Origin of the sequence: Mucilaginibacter sp. OK268 (assembly GCF_900103125.1) — a bacterium.
Classification (GTDB): domain Bacteria; phylum Bacteroidota; class Bacteroidia; order Sphingobacteriales; family Sphingobacteriaceae; genus Mucilaginibacter.
In genome coordinates, this window is the sequence record NZ_FNJV01000002.1 from 199,566 (window position 1) to 215,308 (window position 15,743).

At 38.9% G+C, this 15,743-nt stretch carries 17 protein-coding genes; 8 read left to right on the top strand and 9 right to left on the bottom strand.

Annotation, left to right across the window (positions count from 1 at the left end; genetic code table 11):
- The first annotated feature begins 139 nt into the window (after positions 1-139).
- The 3 genes from BLR84_RS06735 (at position 140) to BLR84_RS06745 (ending at position 2,307) form a co-directional block, all read left to right on the top strand.
- Positions 140-430: a DUF3892 domain-containing protein gene (locus tag BLR84_RS06735; protein WP_090466287.1), complete on the top strand. Its 291-nt coding sequence runs from the start codon at positions 140-142 to the stop codon at positions 428-430.
- A gap of 435 nt (positions 431-865) precedes the next feature.
- Positions 866-1,345: an Lrp/AsnC family transcriptional regulator gene (locus tag BLR84_RS06740; protein WP_176851980.1), complete on the top strand. Its 480-nt coding sequence runs from the start codon at positions 866-868 to the stop codon at positions 1,343-1,345.
- Between the two features lie 8 nt (positions 1,346-1,353).
- Entirely contained in the window at positions 1,354-2,307 is a 954-nt protein-coding gene (locus BLR84_RS06745) for an EamA family transporter (RefSeq protein WP_218128236.1), read from the top strand.
- Positions 2,308-2,411: 104 nt separating this feature from the next.
- Here BLR84_RS06745 and BLR84_RS06750 read toward each other — a convergent pair whose 3' ends face one another.
- Both BLR84_RS06750 and BLR84_RS06755 read right to left on the bottom strand, forming a co-directional pair.
- The gene (locus BLR84_RS06750) at positions 2,412-3,419 is read right to left on the bottom strand and encodes an ABC transporter ATP-binding protein (protein ID WP_090466289.1); all 1,008 of its coding nucleotides are present in this window, start codon (positions 3,417-3,419) and stop codon (positions 2,412-2,414) included.
- Between the two features lie 1,117 nt (positions 3,420-4,536).
- Positions 4,537-5,787 (bottom strand): DUF2130 domain-containing protein, encoded by a 1,251-nt coding sequence (locus BLR84_RS06755; protein WP_176851981.1) that lies wholly within the window; start codon positions 5,785-5,787, stop codon positions 4,537-4,539.
- A 116-nt stretch (positions 5,788-5,903) separates the two neighbouring features.
- On the opposite strand from BLR84_RS06755, the gene BLR84_RS06760 reads away from it, so the two are divergent.
- Entirely contained in the window at positions 5,904-6,299 is a 396-nt protein-coding gene (locus tag BLR84_RS06760) for a hypothetical protein (protein WP_090466291.1), read from the top strand.
- Positions 6,300-6,375: 76 nt separating this feature from the next.
- Here the strand turns inward: BLR84_RS06760 and BLR84_RS06765 are convergent, their stop codons facing one another.
- Together BLR84_RS06765 and BLR84_RS06770 are read right to left on the bottom strand one after the other, a co-directional pair.
- On the bottom strand, positions 6,376-6,951 hold the full coding sequence (locus BLR84_RS06765; RefSeq protein ID WP_090466293.1) for a YceI family protein: 576 nt from the start codon (positions 6,949-6,951) through the stop codon (positions 6,376-6,378).
- A gap of 184 nt (positions 6,952-7,135) precedes the next feature.
- A complete protein-coding gene (locus BLR84_RS06770) occupies positions 7,136-7,357 on the bottom strand; it encodes a hypothetical protein (protein WP_143013847.1) in 222 nt (73 codons plus the stop codon).
- Between the two features lie 211 nt (positions 7,358-7,568).
- Between BLR84_RS06770 and BLR84_RS06775 the strand changes: the two genes are divergently transcribed.
- Positions 7,569-8,033: a hypothetical protein gene (locus BLR84_RS06775; RefSeq protein WP_090466297.1), complete on the top strand. Its 465-nt coding sequence runs from the start codon at positions 7,569-7,571 to the stop codon at positions 8,031-8,033.
- Positions 8,034-8,109: 76 nt separating this feature from the next.
- Here the strand turns inward: BLR84_RS06775 and BLR84_RS06780 are convergent, their stop codons facing one another.
- A complete protein-coding gene (locus BLR84_RS06780; protein WP_090466299.1) occupies positions 8,110-8,928 on the bottom strand; it encodes an N-acetylmuramoyl-L-alanine amidase family protein in 819 nt (272 codons plus the stop codon).
- A 230-nt stretch (positions 8,929-9,158) separates the two neighbouring features.
- On the opposite strand from BLR84_RS06780, the gene BLR84_RS06785 reads away from it, so the two are divergent.
- Positions 9,159-9,986: an alpha/beta fold hydrolase gene (locus tag BLR84_RS06785; protein WP_090466301.1), complete on the top strand. Its 828-nt coding sequence runs from the start codon at positions 9,159-9,161 to the stop codon at positions 9,984-9,986.
- A gap of 16 nt (positions 9,987-10,002) precedes the next feature.
- Here BLR84_RS06785 and BLR84_RS06790 read toward each other — a convergent pair whose 3' ends face one another.
- The 4 genes from BLR84_RS06790 to BLR84_RS06810 all read right to left on the bottom strand — a co-directional run bounded on the left by BLR84_RS06790 (position 10,003) and on the right by BLR84_RS06810 (position 12,798).
- Positions 10,003-10,689: a hypothetical protein gene (locus tag BLR84_RS06790; protein ID WP_143013848.1), complete on the bottom strand. Its 687-nt coding sequence runs from the start codon at positions 10,687-10,689 to the stop codon at positions 10,003-10,005.
- Positions 10,690-11,463: 774 nt separating this feature from the next.
- Positions 11,464-11,745 carry a YciI family protein gene (locus BLR84_RS06800; RefSeq protein WP_090466307.1) on the bottom strand — a complete coding sequence of 94 codons (282 nt, stop codon included), beginning with the start codon at positions 11,743-11,745 and terminating at the stop codon, positions 11,464-11,466.
- Between the two features lie 43 nt (positions 11,746-11,788).
- A complete protein-coding gene (locus BLR84_RS06805; protein WP_090466309.1) occupies positions 11,789-12,157 on the bottom strand; it encodes a VOC family protein in 369 nt (122 codons plus the stop codon).
- 50 nt (positions 12,158-12,207) lie between these two features.
- The gene (locus BLR84_RS06810) at positions 12,208-12,798 is read right to left on the bottom strand and encodes a TetR/AcrR family transcriptional regulator (protein WP_090466311.1); all 591 of its coding nucleotides are present in this window, start codon (positions 12,796-12,798) and stop codon (positions 12,208-12,210) included.
- A 226-nt stretch (positions 12,799-13,024) separates the two neighbouring features.
- Here BLR84_RS06810 and BLR84_RS06815 point away from each other — a divergent pair, with 226 nt between their 5' ends.
- The gene (locus BLR84_RS06815) at positions 13,025-13,255 is read left to right on the top strand and encodes a hypothetical protein (protein WP_143013849.1); all 231 of its coding nucleotides are present in this window, start codon (positions 13,025-13,027) and stop codon (positions 13,253-13,255) included.
- A gap of 208 nt (positions 13,256-13,463) precedes the next feature.
- Positions 13,464-15,695, top strand: a complete 2,232-nt coding sequence (locus BLR84_RS06820) for a tetratricopeptide repeat protein (RefSeq protein ID WP_090466317.1) — start codon at positions 13,464-13,466, stop codon at positions 15,693-15,695.
- Positions 15,696-15,743 lie beyond the last annotated feature (48 nt).

Here is a 15,743-nt window from a genome sequence, read left to right on the forward strand (position 1 = left end):
GTGGGATCATATAGGGCATAATAAAGCGACCCGTGAAAACACCGTGTTTCAATACGTAAAAATACGGTGTTTTCACGGATTGACCCATTGCTATAAATTTCGGAGTTTTAAAACATTCAAACCCTGATATTATTTAACGATGCCCTTACAAATAACCGGAGTAAACAGCACGATTGGTGAGTATGATAATCCTTACCTGGCTATTAACTCATTAGTGTGGATCGACGACTACACACAAAATCGCGGAATTACTACAAGAGATGTGCTTTTTGACTGGATCAATGACAATGGTACAGCCTATGTTTTAGACGAAGAAGGGAATAAAGCCAAATTACTTACAGCAACTACTAAAAGTGGTTACAAGTATGTAAAAACGGCTTTTGACGAAACTAAACCCGACAAGTTGCTAAAACTACTGGCTACGAAATAGTAAATACCTTAACCTTATCGTACTTGCACCTGTCATAAAACAATGACGGGTGTTTGTTTTTTATAGGTGTATTGAAGTCAAAATCAATGGCCTATTTTCCCACTAAATTATCACGATACAATACAGCAAGTTTCGGGTTTAAACGCTGCAGCCAACAACGTAGTTTTGGATAAATAAACAAACAGTAATAAACTGTTAAATTAATGTTTATCAAAATAAAAAGTTAGATGCATTAAGTTTTTCGCTCCTTCCTGATTTAATAGTAGGTAAACGTTTAGCAGATTTTTCTTTGCATCATTACTGCTTCACAGGACACCATTCAGGCTTTGATAGTTTAAATACACGTTTAAACACCAAAATTAGACTTTTGTCGAATTAAATTCATTTTTTATTATTTTAATTGAATTTAATTCGATAATTATATAATATTACAGAATGATTAGCGAAACAGAGATAACCTTAGATAAAACCGACCTGCATATTTTACGACTGATGCAGGAAAACGCCCGAATATCAAATGCCGACATGGCCCGTGAGTTGGGTATGGCACCATCGGGCGTACTGGAGCGTGTAAAAAAACTGGAGCAAAAAAACGTGATACAGCAGTATACTACCCGCATTAATCCGGTTGCCCTACAGCAGAAACTATTGGCCTTTATATTTATGAAGGCTGCTGACGGACCAGGTTACAGTACCGCAACGCTGGAGCTTGCCAAAATACCCGAAGTACAAGAAGTGCATCATGTAGCCGGCGAAGATTGCTACCTGGTAAAAGTACGTACCTATGACTCAGCCTCATTGATGAGTATTATGCGTAACCAGTTTAGCAAAATACCCAACATCATCAGCACCCGCACCACCATAGTGCTGGAAACGGTTAAAGAAGAGCAACAATTAGTTATACCCGAAAAATAAATATCATCATGGCCTTAACACCTCAAAAATCCGCATCACCATTAATGGTTATCATCGCCTTCGCAACAGTTTATATTGTTTGGGGATCGACGTACTTTTTTATAAAAATGGCTGTCGATGGGTTCCCACCAATGTTGTTGGGCGCCCTTCGTTTTCTTACTGCCGGTATTTTGTTATTAACCTGGTGCAAAATTAAAGGAGAGCAGATCTTTATAAAGCGCAATATCATTCATGCCGCTGTTACTGGCTTTTTACTACTGGTGATAGGTAACGGTGCCGTAATTTGGGTTGAGCAAACACTTCCCAGCGCTATGGTGGCCATCATGGTATCATCGGCACCCATATGGTTTGTATTATTCGATAAACAAAACTGGCGTGTAAACTTTAAAAGCACATCTACCATTGTTGGCTTAGTTATAGGCTTTGCCGGTGTTGTGTTGCTGTTTAGCGAACAAATACGTGGTTTATTTGATTCGTCAGTCGGCCTTTCAAAACTGCCGGGGATGTTACTATTACTCATAGGAGCAATGTCATGGGCATCAGGCTCTCTATATTCGAAATACAATAACACCCAAGGCTCTGCATCGGTAAATACAGCCTGGCAGATGTTAGCCGCAGGCTTTATATTTTTACCATCGAGCTTTTTTAATCACGAAGTGCAAAACCTGCAATGGCAAAACATCCCTACGCATAGCTGGCTGGCTTTACTTTACCTGATAGTTTTTGGCTCCATAGCCGCATTTAGCGCTTATGTATGGCTTTTACAGGTTCGTCCGGCAACACAGGTGAGTACTTATGCTTATGTAAACCCGGTTATAGCGGTTATACTGGGCGTACTGTTCGCGCACGAAAGCATTACACTTTTACAGGTAGGCGGCCTCGTGATCATCCTGGGCAGTGTGCTGCTCATCAACCTCAGTAAATACCGCAAAGAGAAGCAGGCTAAATTGGAACTGGCATAAGCCGAGAGTCAAGAACCGAGAGTCAAGAATCAAGAAAAAACATTTGGGTAATATAAGTAAAGTACCAAATCTTGATTCTTGACTCTAAGAATCTTGCTTCTATCTTACCCCTCCCATTTTCCAAACTCAAAGTATTTATTGATGTTGATACTGATTTTAGTACCCTTGGGGTATTTACCCCTGTCATGATTGATTACACGAAGAATAACTTCTTCGCGTTCAATGATCAGCTCTTCATAAAAGCCTTTGAACAATACCTGCGTTACCAGCCACTTATTGCCTAAAACACCGATCTTGATATGTTCGGCATATATAACCACTACGCCACGCCTGCTTTTAATACCGCAGACTTTGGCCTGGGTAGATGTAAGCTGACTACAGCTGGCCAGTATTTGCGAAGTATATAACAGCTTAGGCGAATGATATAATTGCTCCGGGCTTCCGTTTTCAACGATCTCCCCCTCTTTCAGTACAATCAGTTCATCAGCCATCGACAGGATCTCTGCGGGGTCATGTGATACCAACACTACGGTAACTCCCCATGCCTGTACAATATACCGGATATCATGCTGAAGACCCTCGCGATAGGTAGCGTCAACCTGGTTAAAGGGCTCATCCAACAACAATACTTCCGGGCGACTGATGAGGGCTTTGGCAATGGTTACCCGTTGTTTTTCGCCGCCGCTTAATTTACCAAAAGGCTGTTCCTTCAATTGATAAATATGCAGCATATTCAAGGCCTCGGTTACTTTTTGTATGGTAAGGCTTTTATCTTCCTCCTGAAGCCCGGCACCTACCGTATCCCAAACAGATAATTGCGTATCCATATCGTTTCCGTTTTGGGTAACCAGGCGCATTACCTTATGAGCGTGCTGTAATCCATTATCCCGGCTTAAAACCTGCTCCTCTTTAAAAAACACTTCCCCATGATCGGGTTGCAGGTGACCATATAACAAATTGAGCAGTGTAGTTTTACCGCTTCCGCTTTCGCCTACAATGGCGGTAATTTTACCCTTAGGTATAAATATGGTTATATTGTTAACACCGGAAGATTTATCGCCAAAAAAGTTTTTGGTTACCGATATGGTTTCCAGTATCAGGTCGTCGTTCATTTTTACAGGGGTATTTTAATTAGTTAATTAACTCTTATACAGACAAATATATCGCTGTGAATAAAGCAACTAATCTATAAAAAAGTTCAGGATCAAAAAATGCTGATATGGGTATATTTTAAAATGACAGAAAAACTGATTTAACTTTGTAATTGATGACAGGAACGATATCCTCATCGGGTGCAAAAAACTTTTTAAACCTTAAATTTTAACACTTTTCTGCTCAAAAACAGGATAAAAAGGGCCAAAAACCAATCGAAAAACCCTCATTTTAACACTTTTTAACAAATTTTAACGTGATTTTGATGAGTTTTAAAAACTTTAAAAAGTATTAAATTACTGTATATCAAATAACTACATACAAAACGGTCGATTTTTGGTCTTATTTTGTCTTTAACTAAACAGCCCGGTTATCCTTTTTGATCGGATAACTGGGCTGTGGTATATACAAATATAGCGATTTTTTGGAGGATAACAAAGCTTTTCTGCTGGGCATTTCTCTCCAAGCGTCATTGCGAGGAACGAAGCAATCTCTAAGCTTTACAGGGCGAATAATACATACCGCAGAACGCTCAATTGCCGCTAAGGCTGTTACTTTTCCTTGATGAAAAGTAACCAAAAATCAAGTCACCAGAAATGCTTCTTTGCCGCATAAGGCCTTTGCCCCGCAAACCGGACAGAACCAGGGCTGCAATTATTTTGCTCTACTTCGTTCGCTCATTATCCTGCGCTTCAGCAAAAACTTGCTATGCCCCGCAGCCGCACAGAGCCACCATCGTTCTGCCCGCTTTCGCCCGAAGCTTATCTGCTGACGGGGAAAAGAAATCAATAATCACTAAATCATTAATTCAATAATTAGTCCTCCGCGTTAGCGATAGCAGTGGGTACCGGCCCGTGCCTAATGCCTTGTGGCGTATGAGCGGATAGCGCGGGCCGAAGGTAACGCCCTTATTTAGAATAGCACCTTCGCTGCGCTCAGGATGATATAATTTTGATTTACTCCTAAAATCTTCACTCTTTGCTCCAAAAAAAGTCCTTATTCTTTGCTCCCAAAATCCTTGTTCCAAGAAACATCCTTGCTCCTTGTTCCAAAAATTTTTGTTCCAGGAAAAAATCCTTATTCCAACAGCAACGCGTCCTCATCATCTGTTAAACTCAATTGTATAGAATCGCTGCCTGCTATACCTTCTACACTACCCTTGATGTGCGCGGCATTCAGCAATACTTTATCCAATTGTTTCTCGCGCGATTTCCACATCTTTTCCATCGCATCACGTTCCTTTTGTATGGATAGGCGCATGCTCATATAGCCCTCGCGGATGGCTTTCCATTGCTCAGAAAATTCGCTGCTGGTTAAATAATCATACAGCAAATGCATTTTATCGCCTTTATTGTCCTGCGAGCGGGCCTGGTTGGAGAGTTTGATCACCCCATCGCGCAGGATGTAGGAAACCGCTTTTACTTCGTCAAAACTACAGATCCAAACCCCATCCTTTTCGCCAAAGCAATCCATTCCCTTAGGGTAGCACTGCGTAACAATAACGGCCACATCTACGCCTACACTGCGCATATCTTTCTTTAACTTTTCGATCCAATCGGTGCCGAAAGTGGCTGTACGCTTACTTTCATAAATGATCTTCCCGCACTCCTGTCCAAACTGGTTACGTACTGTTTGGATACAATCAGCTCCCCTAACACCCTTCCCTACCTCACTGATCACATCAAACGGGAAATAATTGCGCAGTAATTCTTCCAATATCAGTTCCTGGGCCTCACCCTGTAATTGCATAGAGCCTTGCTCGGCTTTACGTTTCATCTCTTCGGCCAGCTTTTTCTGATCGTCAAGCTGTTTTTCAAGCTCCTTTACTTTGAGCTGGTATTCGGTATCTTTTATACTATGGCGTTCATTTTCCTGCTTACGGATCTGTTCGCTCAATTCGTTACGCTGTTCCTGCAATTTGCGTTGCAGCGCCAGTTCCATTTCTTCTTCTTTTTGCTGCAGTTGTTTTTCGCGCTGCAAAAATTCCAATTCTTTCTGGCGCGATAGTTTTAGCTTTTCTTCGGTTTCCTGTGCCGATGTTTTAAGCATCGTCACCTCGTTCTCATAATCCTGGCTGATGGATTTACGCAGGTTTTGCTCCATAGCCAATTGCAATTGTTTTTTTTCGTCGGTAAGCCGTTGTTCAAAAGCCTCCTTTTGCTGGCGCTCTTTGGTTAAAAAATCCTCATCCTTTTTACGGTACTCCTCTTCTTTTTGGCGGGTATAATCCTGCATTTTAAGCCGAAGCTCCTTCTTATACTCCTCTGCCATCACTTCCTCTATCGGGAAACCAAAACCACAACTGGGGCACTTAACTTCTGTAGCCATATGATAAATACTGCGAAAAATAGTTCTGCAGATCAAAGATAATGATTTTACTTAGGCATGAGATAACACAAAACAGCGAGGTTGCAGTTATCAATTATATTGTCGAAATTTAAACGATGCAAATTTTACAAATAGGTAAGGCGATGTGGAGCTATGATCATGAAATTGCAGCATGCACATTAATTGACGCGGCTGGAGGGCTTTTTTCGCTTACTCCGCCCCCGCATCATCGCGAAGGCGAAATTATATTAACCACCGGCACCCTGGTAATTGATGGTTATAACTATTTAAATATCCCTTTAAACCAACTGGAACAGGTTTACCTGGGGTTTGACGAAGTATACAAACGTTCGCTCATCAAAAATAATGGTACGTTTTGGCAGCCTCTAAGGCTCCGTTACAAAGTTGCCGATGGGCACAATACGATATACCTTATGATCGACAACGGCTTTTTCGGCACTAAAAACCAGCTTTGGTTTGATACCCTGAAACAACTCTTGGCCGACGATTAAAACAACAATCAGCAAAAACAAACGGCGTACCCATTTATATGAGCACGCCGTTGCGTTAATTATATCTTGATTAAGATTATTTTGCTTTAGCAAATTCGCCGTTAGCCTTAATAGTTACTTCGTCGCTTAACATAGCCGCACCAAATTTACTACCAAAATTAAAATCAGAACGTTTGATAACACCGGTTAACTGAAAACCTGCATCATCAGCTTTACTCATTGGGTTGGTAATAGTACCACGGTACCATAAATCAAATGTAACAGGTTTGGTAACACCTGCTAAAGTAAGATTACCTTTCAGCGCGTAATGTTTATCAGATGTTTTGGTGATACCTGTGCTGGTGAAAGTAAGCGTTGGTTTATTGGCAACGTCAAAAAAATCGGCGCTTGAAAGGTGTTTGTCACGATTCTCATTATCGGTACTTACAGAAGCTGTTTGTACAACAAATGAAACTTTAGCATCGCTAAAATCAGGTTTTGCGGCAACTATGGTTGCATCAACGTTCTTAAAAGTACCGTCAACGTCGTTTACCAATAAGTGAGTTACTGTAAACTTAACGTTTGAGTGGTTTTTGTCCGCAGTCCAGGTTGTTTGTGCCGATGCAGCCGTATACAAAAATGCTGAGGCTAACAGGATAAAGATCTTTTTCATTGTGTTAATTTTTTTTAAATTTCTTTTGTTTATGCACCAAAAGTATATATTTGGATTGATCTTTTATAAAATAAATGTTTAAACATCTTTTTATTGAAATTTAATGACAAATCTCTACTATTTTAGTGGACTTTATGTCGGTACATATCAATAACAAAGACACTTACCCCCGATTGAGATACCTCTATTGCTCGTCGGGTAAATGGTCATCAATAGCCATTCCAATCTGCTCAAGCGGTATAACTGCCGATAATGGCTCATGCTTGATATAAACCCAATTACCTGCATCTGTTTTCCCGATGGTATAATTAATGTTTTTATTATAAACATCAAATAACCTGGGGAACGTCGAATAAAGGCTCACCTGATAATCTATATTATCGATGGTTATTATAAAAGATTCCACATTAATTGGAGTTAGGAGTTTTACTAAGTTAGCATTTTTCAAAGTTTTGGTAAAAACTATTCTATGTGGTTAATATATAGATCAAAACATATCACTATGTGCATAAAACGACAATAAAAATTGCCCTTTATGAAAACTTTTTGCACACAACAGTGTTAAGTTTGCGATAATTAATTAAAAAACACAAAATTTGTAAACTTAAAAAGTTACTATGAACATCAAGAATTATTATACAAAAGCAGTAATGCTGGTTATTGCATTAGGATTGATTACAGCCATACAATCATGCACCAAGAAAAGCGAACTCCCTGATGCCTCAGAGGATGCAAACCTGGTAGGTGCATGGAAAAGAGTGATACATCGCGCCCCATTGGGTGATAGCGTACAAACCGTTGCTTTTTATGAAGGTCAGCTTTCCACTTTACAAACTGATGTTTATGCCACTATTGCTGCTACCAGTCCAACCAGCACACTTTATAGAGCCACGTATAATACCAACGGTACTGTACTTTATGTTAATTTGACCCAGAAGTTAAGTTCCACAGACCCTAATAGCAGCGGTACATCTATAAGCCAGGTCTTTTTCGACAAAGTACCGTACAAAATAAGTACTAACTTAGATACGCTCACAGTTACATCCGGAGGTACATTAAAGTATATAAAAGTTAATCAGTAAACTTCATTAAAGTTTTAATAAAAAAAGCCGGACCATCAATGTCCGGCTTTTTTGTTAAAACAATGACTAAATCTAATTATCTTCCCTCCAAATTATTACGATATTGTTTCAGGGCCCTTAAAATTGACCGGGCTATTTCATTTTGACCTGCACTCGAATTAAGGTATTCCTCATCGGCAGTATTATTAATAAAACCGGTTTCAACTAATACCGCAGGCATACCACTTTGTGCTAATACCAATACCCCCTGCTCCTTCACCCCATGACTGTGCCGGCCATCTGTTTTTTTAAACTCATGATCAACCAGATCGCCAAATTGGATACTCTGTTTACGATATTTTTGCTGAAAAGCATTCAATACAATTGTATTTACAACCGCATCGCTGCCATAACCGTTATACTTATCCTTATAATCCTTTTCAATATAAATAGAGGCATTTTCGCGCAGGGCCTCACGTTGCTCCTGGCTCCGGTGAAAACCATAAACCAGCAATAAAGAGCCTCGCTCTGTACTATGTTTTTGAGGCGATGAGTTACAATGTATAGATATAAACAGGTTGCCATGATTATCATTGGCAATATCCGCTCGTTTGTGCAACTCCACAAAAACATCGGTACTTCTGGTCATAACTACCTTAACACCACCCATTTCATCATTAATAAGGTCTCGTATTTTCTTGGCAATACTAAGGGCTATATTTTTTTCTTTTGAATAAGAGCCATGCGCTCCCGGATCTTTACCTCCATGGCCGGCATCAACAATTACGGTTTTAAATTTAAAAGTGCTTCTGCCTGTACCTTCTTGTTGTGCAAAAGAGGGGCTGACGCTAAGTAAGCCAGGTATAAAAAAAAGAAGAAAAGCTATATAATTACTTTTTAGGCAAATGGCAGGCATGAAATATATTGGTATAGGTGGTAAAACATTTCTATCTAATTACATTTAGTAGGATATTGTTTTACGCGTATAGTTTAAAAGTATTTAATTAATATTGCAAAGGTAATATTACTTAACGTGTTAGCACAGTTTTTTATATTTTCGGCAATTATATATTTAAAGTAATTATACATTTATACCGCCTGCACCCTCAATTTATCTGTAGGCTATATCCTTGATTGTTAACCTTTATGAAAATTCAAAAATCACTTTATCTATTAGTTGCCTGCTTATTATGGATACATTCCGAGTGTAGTGCTCAAGTAAAAACGCCTTATGGAGATAATGTAGCCGCGGGTAAATACTATAATATAAGGGGTATAAAGCTATATACCGAAGTTTATGGCACAGGTAAGCCACTGCTGTTGATACATGGCAACGGAGGCAGTATGGGCAATTTTGCTAATACCATCCCCTACTTCGCGAAGAAATATAAAGTTATAGCTGTTGACAGCCGGGCACATGGTAAATCAAAAGATGATCGCGATTCTTTGAGTTTTGAAATGATGGCTGATGATTTTGCCGGTTTACTTGATGCTATGCATATCGATTCGGCATATGTTATTGGTTGGAGCGATGGCGGCATTAACGCGCTCGAGCTGGCTATGCGCCATCCGGATAAGGTGATCAAACTGGCATCAACAGGCGCCAATTTATGGCCAGATTCAACAGGGCTTATACCCTCCTACTGGAAACAGGAACAAAAAGAGTATGAAGCCAAAAAGAATACGGTATTTAAAACAGCAAAAGAAAAAAACGACTGGAAGATATTTCTGCTCGATTGGTTTCAGCCCAATATCAAGCTTTCGGCTTTAAAAGCTATCAAAAGCCCTTCATTGATTATCGGAGGCGATCATGACCTGATCCCAACACAGCATACCGTGCTTATTTCACAAAACATCCCTAATGCCTACTTATGGATAGTTCCAAACTCGGGGCACGGCACGCTGATTGAACACAGGGACGAATTCAACAAAAAAGTTGACGAGTTTTTTACAAGCCCATTTAATAAACGATGACTTTCTAATGCTATAATTAAAACTTATAGGTAAGTGCCGCCAGCCCGGCTACTGAAGTATAAAATGTTCCACCACTGTTGTTTGATTTTTTTAATGGTGCATAAAAGTTATAAGTCGATTCTACACTTACACCGATGTGATCACTAAGTGCAAAGATCAACCCCAGGCGCGGGGCCATATAAAAATTCTTACGCTCAGGTGTAACTACAGAACCACCCTGATCACTATTGGGATCAAAAATCAGATATGAATAATCTGTATAATACCCTCCTATGTTAGCGCCGCCATAAAGCCTTGCTCCATCTGCCACATTAATGTTATAAACGATACTTGCATAACCTGAAAATACCCTATAGCTAGAAAAAACGATAATTGGGGTTTGATCCTGGGAGCCGGTATTTTCACCGTCCCCAATATCGATAGTTATTTTCTCCGGGTTAAAAGCGTCTTTTGGTTGATAGTTGTGATAACCAACATTAAGGCTTATGGTTAGTTTATCTATAAATCGCGTAACCCCTAAATTAAACGCGGCCGCAGGCTTATAAATATCCTTGAAATAATTCATCGGCGCATCAATACCTGCACCAAACGTGATACCATATCCAGATTCAAAATTACCGCCGCTTCCGCCACCACCTCCCCAGGTCAACGCTTCGTGCGACCGGTGCTGGCCCATAGCCGTACCAAAAAAGCATATAAACATTAAAATTAAAACTGTTTTTAAACAGCAGGGGGCTTTAAACGAATACGCGTTAAAGTGCATAAAACCAAAGGTGCAAGGGTTAAATTGATCAAGGTTCATTTACAGTAAAAATATGAAAAAACCTTAATTCATTACTACAAGTGAAAATATTACATCATTTAACCGTGGCAACAAAAAATAAAGCCCGGCTTAAATTTGCTGGGCATAAGGGTATTAAATAGGATAAGTTTATAATTGGCTTTATTATATATCTTAAACATAGCTAAGCCTCCTTTACGCAAACAACAGCGATCAGGTACCTGCCGTTACCTGCATATTATTATTTCGTTCTTGCTTTTGGTGATACCAAATACCTACGGTGCAAATGATAACTGTTAATAATAAAAAGCTCTCTACATACAAGTGTGTTATAGAGATTTGCCTCACCGGAAATATAAATAGTGATGAAAGATCGGGAATTAGTAATCCCAATAAAGGGAAGCTTGAGAATATTCTAAAAATCGCTATTTCTTCCATAACTAACAATTTGATATCCCTAATTTACACCTTTTGGGAATACAATGCAAGTTATTTTGCTTAAAAAGTAAAATAATATTTCAAGCAGGTTAATTTTAATAAATTATGTCGAAATATTTTCAATATTTACGAATAAAACTTGCATAAATATTTTCATTTTGGCATTATTATTAAGCATAAACACTCTAAATATTCGTTATTTTGAATATAAATCGATTTATTTAAAATATCATTAAAAATGATACGGCTTAATCAGTATCAAAAAGGCATGGCCCTTACTAATTCAAACAAATTATTACGTATAGCCGGGTCATTATCTATAATTTGCTCCAGCTCCGTATCTGACGATACATATACAATAATAAAATTACGGGCCTGATTCCAAAAGTTACCACTTAACAGCACTTTACCCATTTTTTTAAGGTTTTCGTAATAACTAATACGTTCATTAATACACGTATGCTGTGTATTTGTAATTTCTTTCTCTTCAAAAAACAGCATTACATGGTGGGGTTCTTTATAAGCTGATGCCTGTGTCATAAGATGAAATAATTTAAATTTTGATTTAACTTCCGATTAATTGTTACACCTGGCAGGTAATTTCTGTAAGCAAGTTTCCGGGCGCGTTAAAGTAAAAACCAAAACTGCCACGCAGGTTACCCGGAGGGTGTTCTGTAGCGTATCCTCCTTCAAGCAACCGATTATATATATCCGTAACCTGTTCACGGCTTTCAACAAAAAATCCGATATGGAATGCGTCGGGATATGTTGTGTTGCCATTCCGGTTAAAACTATCAGCCATCAATACCAGGGTAAAGCCATCTGAGCCTTGCAAAACAGCCAGCAGATTATCGCCTTTTATTTCTGCACATTTAAAATTAAAGTATTGTTCAAAAAAACTGATGCTGGCAGCTACATCGGTTACAGGGAGATTAATATGATTAAGTTTCATCGTTTATTTTTTTATAAGTGAATGTTCGTTTATTTAAATTGATAAATTTTTTAAGGTTTAAGCGCTTTTAATACCAGGTTCAAAGTTTGCATCATTAAACCCTCAGTCAATTCAAATTTGTTATTTACGTAGCTATTACCCTGGTGATGGTACTTTATTAATTGATATAAAGGGGCAAAAGCAATTGACCAGTAAACCTCAAATGGAAGTGGTATCAATTGCTTTTTTTGAATTGAATTTTCTATAAATGGCCCCAATACCGATCCAAAGGTAATAGTAAGAGTTTTACTCACCTCTTCGTAATAATGGGTATACCGCATAATTTCAATGAATTCCATTTCGGTTGGAAAACTACTGAAATACTTCATCCGGTTTACCCATTGCACTTTAAGTCCGGCAGCAAAATCCATTTCGGGCGAAAAATCTTTAAAGCTAAAGTCCATCATTTTGCCCGCTACCTCAACACACAAGCGGGTAATCAGATCGTCCTTATCCTTGTAGTAAATGTAAATAGTAGCCGGTGATACTGCCGCAGCCTTTGCCAGTTTACTTACACTAAAACCGTCAAGCCCATTATCAACTATTAGTTCAATAGCTTTTTGGCGTATCAATTGCTCTTTATTTTCGTCGCGTGGTCTCATATATCATTACAAATATAAGTGAACGTTCATTCATTTAAAAATTTATTTCTCTTTTTTCACTGCTCTATAAGTTAAATATGGCATCCTCACTGGGCCGAGAAATTATTTAAAAAAAAAGCAAAAACATTTTCACTTCTCAATTGTAGTACGAGTGATTTATTATTTTTATTCAAATAGTAATCAAATAATGTTTATCTTAGCATTATCATACTAAATGTTAATAATTATGGAAAAATTAATAATATTAAGAATGTTCTTTTGTTTTCCACTATTTGGATTACTTCTGCCTGATGCCGGTATTTTAATCTCCAATAGCCCGGGACATATTCCACTCACTCATGTCATTATTGAAACATCAGCAATTTTCTGTATCCTGATCTGCACCGCGTTTATTTTCTACAGTAAGAAAAGAGAGCAAAGCCAGGCCGATAAAACAAACGAAGCATCGTATTTCTAAATACTTAATATTTCGTACCTATAAGTTAACACCTACCAAGCCACATTATTTGTTTCAAAAAATTGATTATGGGGTTTTTATACCCCAATTTTTATTGCCATACCTTAGTAAATCATTATTCAGCGTAAATTTAAGACGTTTTATTTTCGGTATGGCCTTTGTTATATTTCTATTGGTTTTACTGAAACTCGCAAACCAGTATTCATAAATGAAAAAAATTTTACTCCTTATCCTATTTCCTTTAAGCACATTTGCCCAAACGGCAAGTACATATATACAAAATGGAAATGCCAGGGCTAATGCAAAAGATTATAATGCCGCCATACAGGAATTTACCAAGGCCATCCAACTTAATGATAGTAACAGTGAGGCCTATTTTTATCGCGCAAATGCTTATGGTAATCTTAAAAATGATGAAGCTGCGATTGCCGATTATGCTAAAACTATAAGTCTGCGGCCAAATTTCGCGACTGCGTATTATTATAAGGCCAATTCCGAAAGCAGCATTGGCAATTACCACAATGCCATTGATGATTTTAACAAAGCCATTTCCCTTGAGCCACAGAATGCGAAAATGTACCAATATCGCGGTAGTGCCAAATCAAATCTCCAGGATTATGCAGCTGCTATTTCAGATTTCTCCTTTGCATTAAAACTTAGCCCAAACAACGCCGAATTATATGAATATAGAGGTCTGGCTAAAAACAACAAAGGCGATTTTACCGGGGCTATTAATGATTATAATACAGCTATAAAATTTAATCCTCAAAAAGGTGACTTATACAGATACCGTGCGGACTCCAAAGCGAGCACAAATGATTATAGCGGAGCTGTGGCCGATTATACTATGGCGTTAACTTCTAACCCTCAAAATGCTGAGGCATATTTGTACCGGGCAAACACCAAAGGAAATCTGGGTGATTATAAAGGTGCGGTTGACGATTATAAAAAAGCGGCAGCTCTTAATCCTAATCTCAAAAACCTGTTCTTTTACCTGGCCAATGCCGAAAATAACATGGGCGATAGTAAAGGGGCGCTTGATTATTTTAATAAAGCCGTTAGCCAATACCCAAACAGGGCCGATGTGTATTTATACCGGGGGCTCGTAAGGAGCAATCTGAAAGATTATAATGGTGCTATGGACGACCTTGATCATTCTATAACACTTGATCCTAAAAATCCGGATGCTTATCAAAATCGCTCATCTGTTAAGCTCGAGCTCAATGATGGTGAGGGAGCCAAATCAGACGCCGACAGCGCAATTATATTAAACCCAAAAAGCTTAAAAGCATATATAAGTCGTAGCAAGGCAAAAATGGCTTTAAAAGATACCGCCGGCGTAATAGCCGATCTTACACAAGCCATCAATATCAATAATAAAAGCGATGAGGCATATTTAGTGCGTGGCGATGCTTACCGTAACCTGGGTAACAGGCAAGCGGCTATTCGTGATTATACAACAGCTATACAGGTAAACCCTAATTATACGTATGCCTATTTAAACCGTGGTATCGAAAAAGATAAGATAAATGATCAGGCCGGAGCTGTAAAGGATTTTGAAAAGCTCCTAACGATTTCGCCGCAACGCCAGGATGTTTATACACGCTTGGGCCGGGTGACTGATTTTTTCAAATACACTACAAAAGGTGTATCGCTATTTACAACTGCCATTAGCTTAAACCCGGCAAACTCAAACTTTTACCTTTTCAGGGGGGAAGCAAAAGCCGCCACCGGCGATATACAGGGTGCCATGGCCGATTATGATGCAGGTATTGTTAAAAATCCTAAAAACATTGCCATTTTGCTAAAACGCGGTCTTAATCGTGCCGACTTTCAGGACAACAGCGGGGCTCTGGCCGACTTTAGCGCGGCTATAAAAATTGACTCTACTTCTGATTCATCAGCAGTGGTATACCAAAACCGCGGACATATTCAGGCCCGGTTAAAAAACTATAAAGCAGCCCTGGCCGATCTGGATAAAGCCGTATCCATTTATTCAAATGACGAAACCTTTTTATTCAGAGGTGATGTTAAATTAGCCTTAAAGGATTATGCTGGTGCCGTGGATGATTTTCATAACGCCGCCTATATTAATAACAAGAACGCCAAAGCTTATGCGCATAGCAGCATCGCCAAAAATAAACTGGGCGATGAACAAGGCTCGACCGATGATTTTGACAATGCCTTAAAATTTGGTGATGGCGCCTATGTTTATACCGATTTGGCCGAATTAAAACTCAGCCTTAATGATGCAGCAGGCTCGCTCGGCGATTGCGTTACAGCCATCACTCTAAACCCCAAATATGCCGGGGCTTATTTACAAATGGGGCTTACAAAAATCGCGCTCAACCAAAAACCACAAGCCTGCACCGATTTTAACAAAGCTATTGAACTGGGTTTAAAAAAAGCTTCGATCATAGCGAGCCGTTATTGCCGGTAAAAATTTAAAGAGTATACATAAAAGGCCATCCTGTAATGGGATGGCCTT

Coding starts and splice junctions, on each gene's coding strand:
- BLR84_RS06790 (WP_143013848.1), bottom strand. CDS start 10,689: ATGTTTATATGCTTTTTTGGTACGGCTATGGGCCAGCACCGGTCGCAC.
- BLR84_RS06780 (WP_090466299.1), bottom strand. CDS start 8,928: ATGCCTGCCATTTGCCTAAAAAGTAATTATATAGCTTTTCTTCTTTTT.
- BLR84_RS06740 (WP_176851980.1), top strand. CDS start 866: ATGATTAGCGAAACAGAGATAACCTTAGATAAAACCGACCTGCATATT.
- BLR84_RS06800 (WP_090466307.1), bottom strand. CDS start 11,745: ATGACACAGGCATCAGCTTATAAAGAACCCCACCATGTAATGCTGTTT.
- BLR84_RS06775 (WP_090466297.1), top strand. CDS start 7,569: ATGAACATCAAGAATTATTATACAAAAGCAGTAATGCTGGTTATTGCA.
- BLR84_RS06820 (WP_090466317.1), top strand. CDS start 13,464: ATGAAAAAAATTTTACTCCTTATCCTATTTCCTTTAAGCACATTTGCC.
- BLR84_RS06815 (WP_143013849.1), top strand. CDS start 13,025: ATGGAAAAATTAATAATATTAAGAATGTTCTTTTGTTTTCCACTATTT.
- BLR84_RS06805 (WP_090466309.1), bottom strand. CDS start 12,157: ATGAAACTTAATCATATTAATCTCCCTGTAACCGATGTAGCTGCCAGC.
- BLR84_RS06810 (WP_090466311.1), bottom strand. CDS start 12,798: ATGAGACCACGCGACGAAAATAAAGAGCAATTGATACGCCAAAAAGCT.
- BLR84_RS06750 (WP_090466289.1), bottom strand. CDS start 3,419: ATGAACGACGACCTGATACTGGAAACCATATCGGTAACCAAAAACTTT.
- BLR84_RS06785 (WP_090466301.1), top strand. CDS start 9,159: ATGAAAATTCAAAAATCACTTTATCTATTAGTTGCCTGCTTATTATGG.
- BLR84_RS06735 (WP_090466287.1), top strand. CDS start 140: ATGCCCTTACAAATAACCGGAGTAAACAGCACGATTGGTGAGTATGAT.
- BLR84_RS06765 (WP_090466293.1), bottom strand. CDS start 6,951: ATGAAAAAGATCTTTATCCTGTTAGCCTCAGCATTTTTGTATACGGCT.
- BLR84_RS06760 (WP_090466291.1), top strand. CDS start 5,904: ATGCAAATTTTACAAATAGGTAAGGCGATGTGGAGCTATGATCATGAA.
- BLR84_RS06755 (WP_176851981.1), bottom strand. CDS start 5,787: ATGGCTACAGAAGTTAAGTGCCCCAGTTGTGGTTTTGGTTTCCCGATA.
- BLR84_RS06745 (WP_218128236.1), top strand. CDS start 1,354: ATGGCCTTAACACCTCAAAAATCCGCATCACCATTAATGGTTATCATC.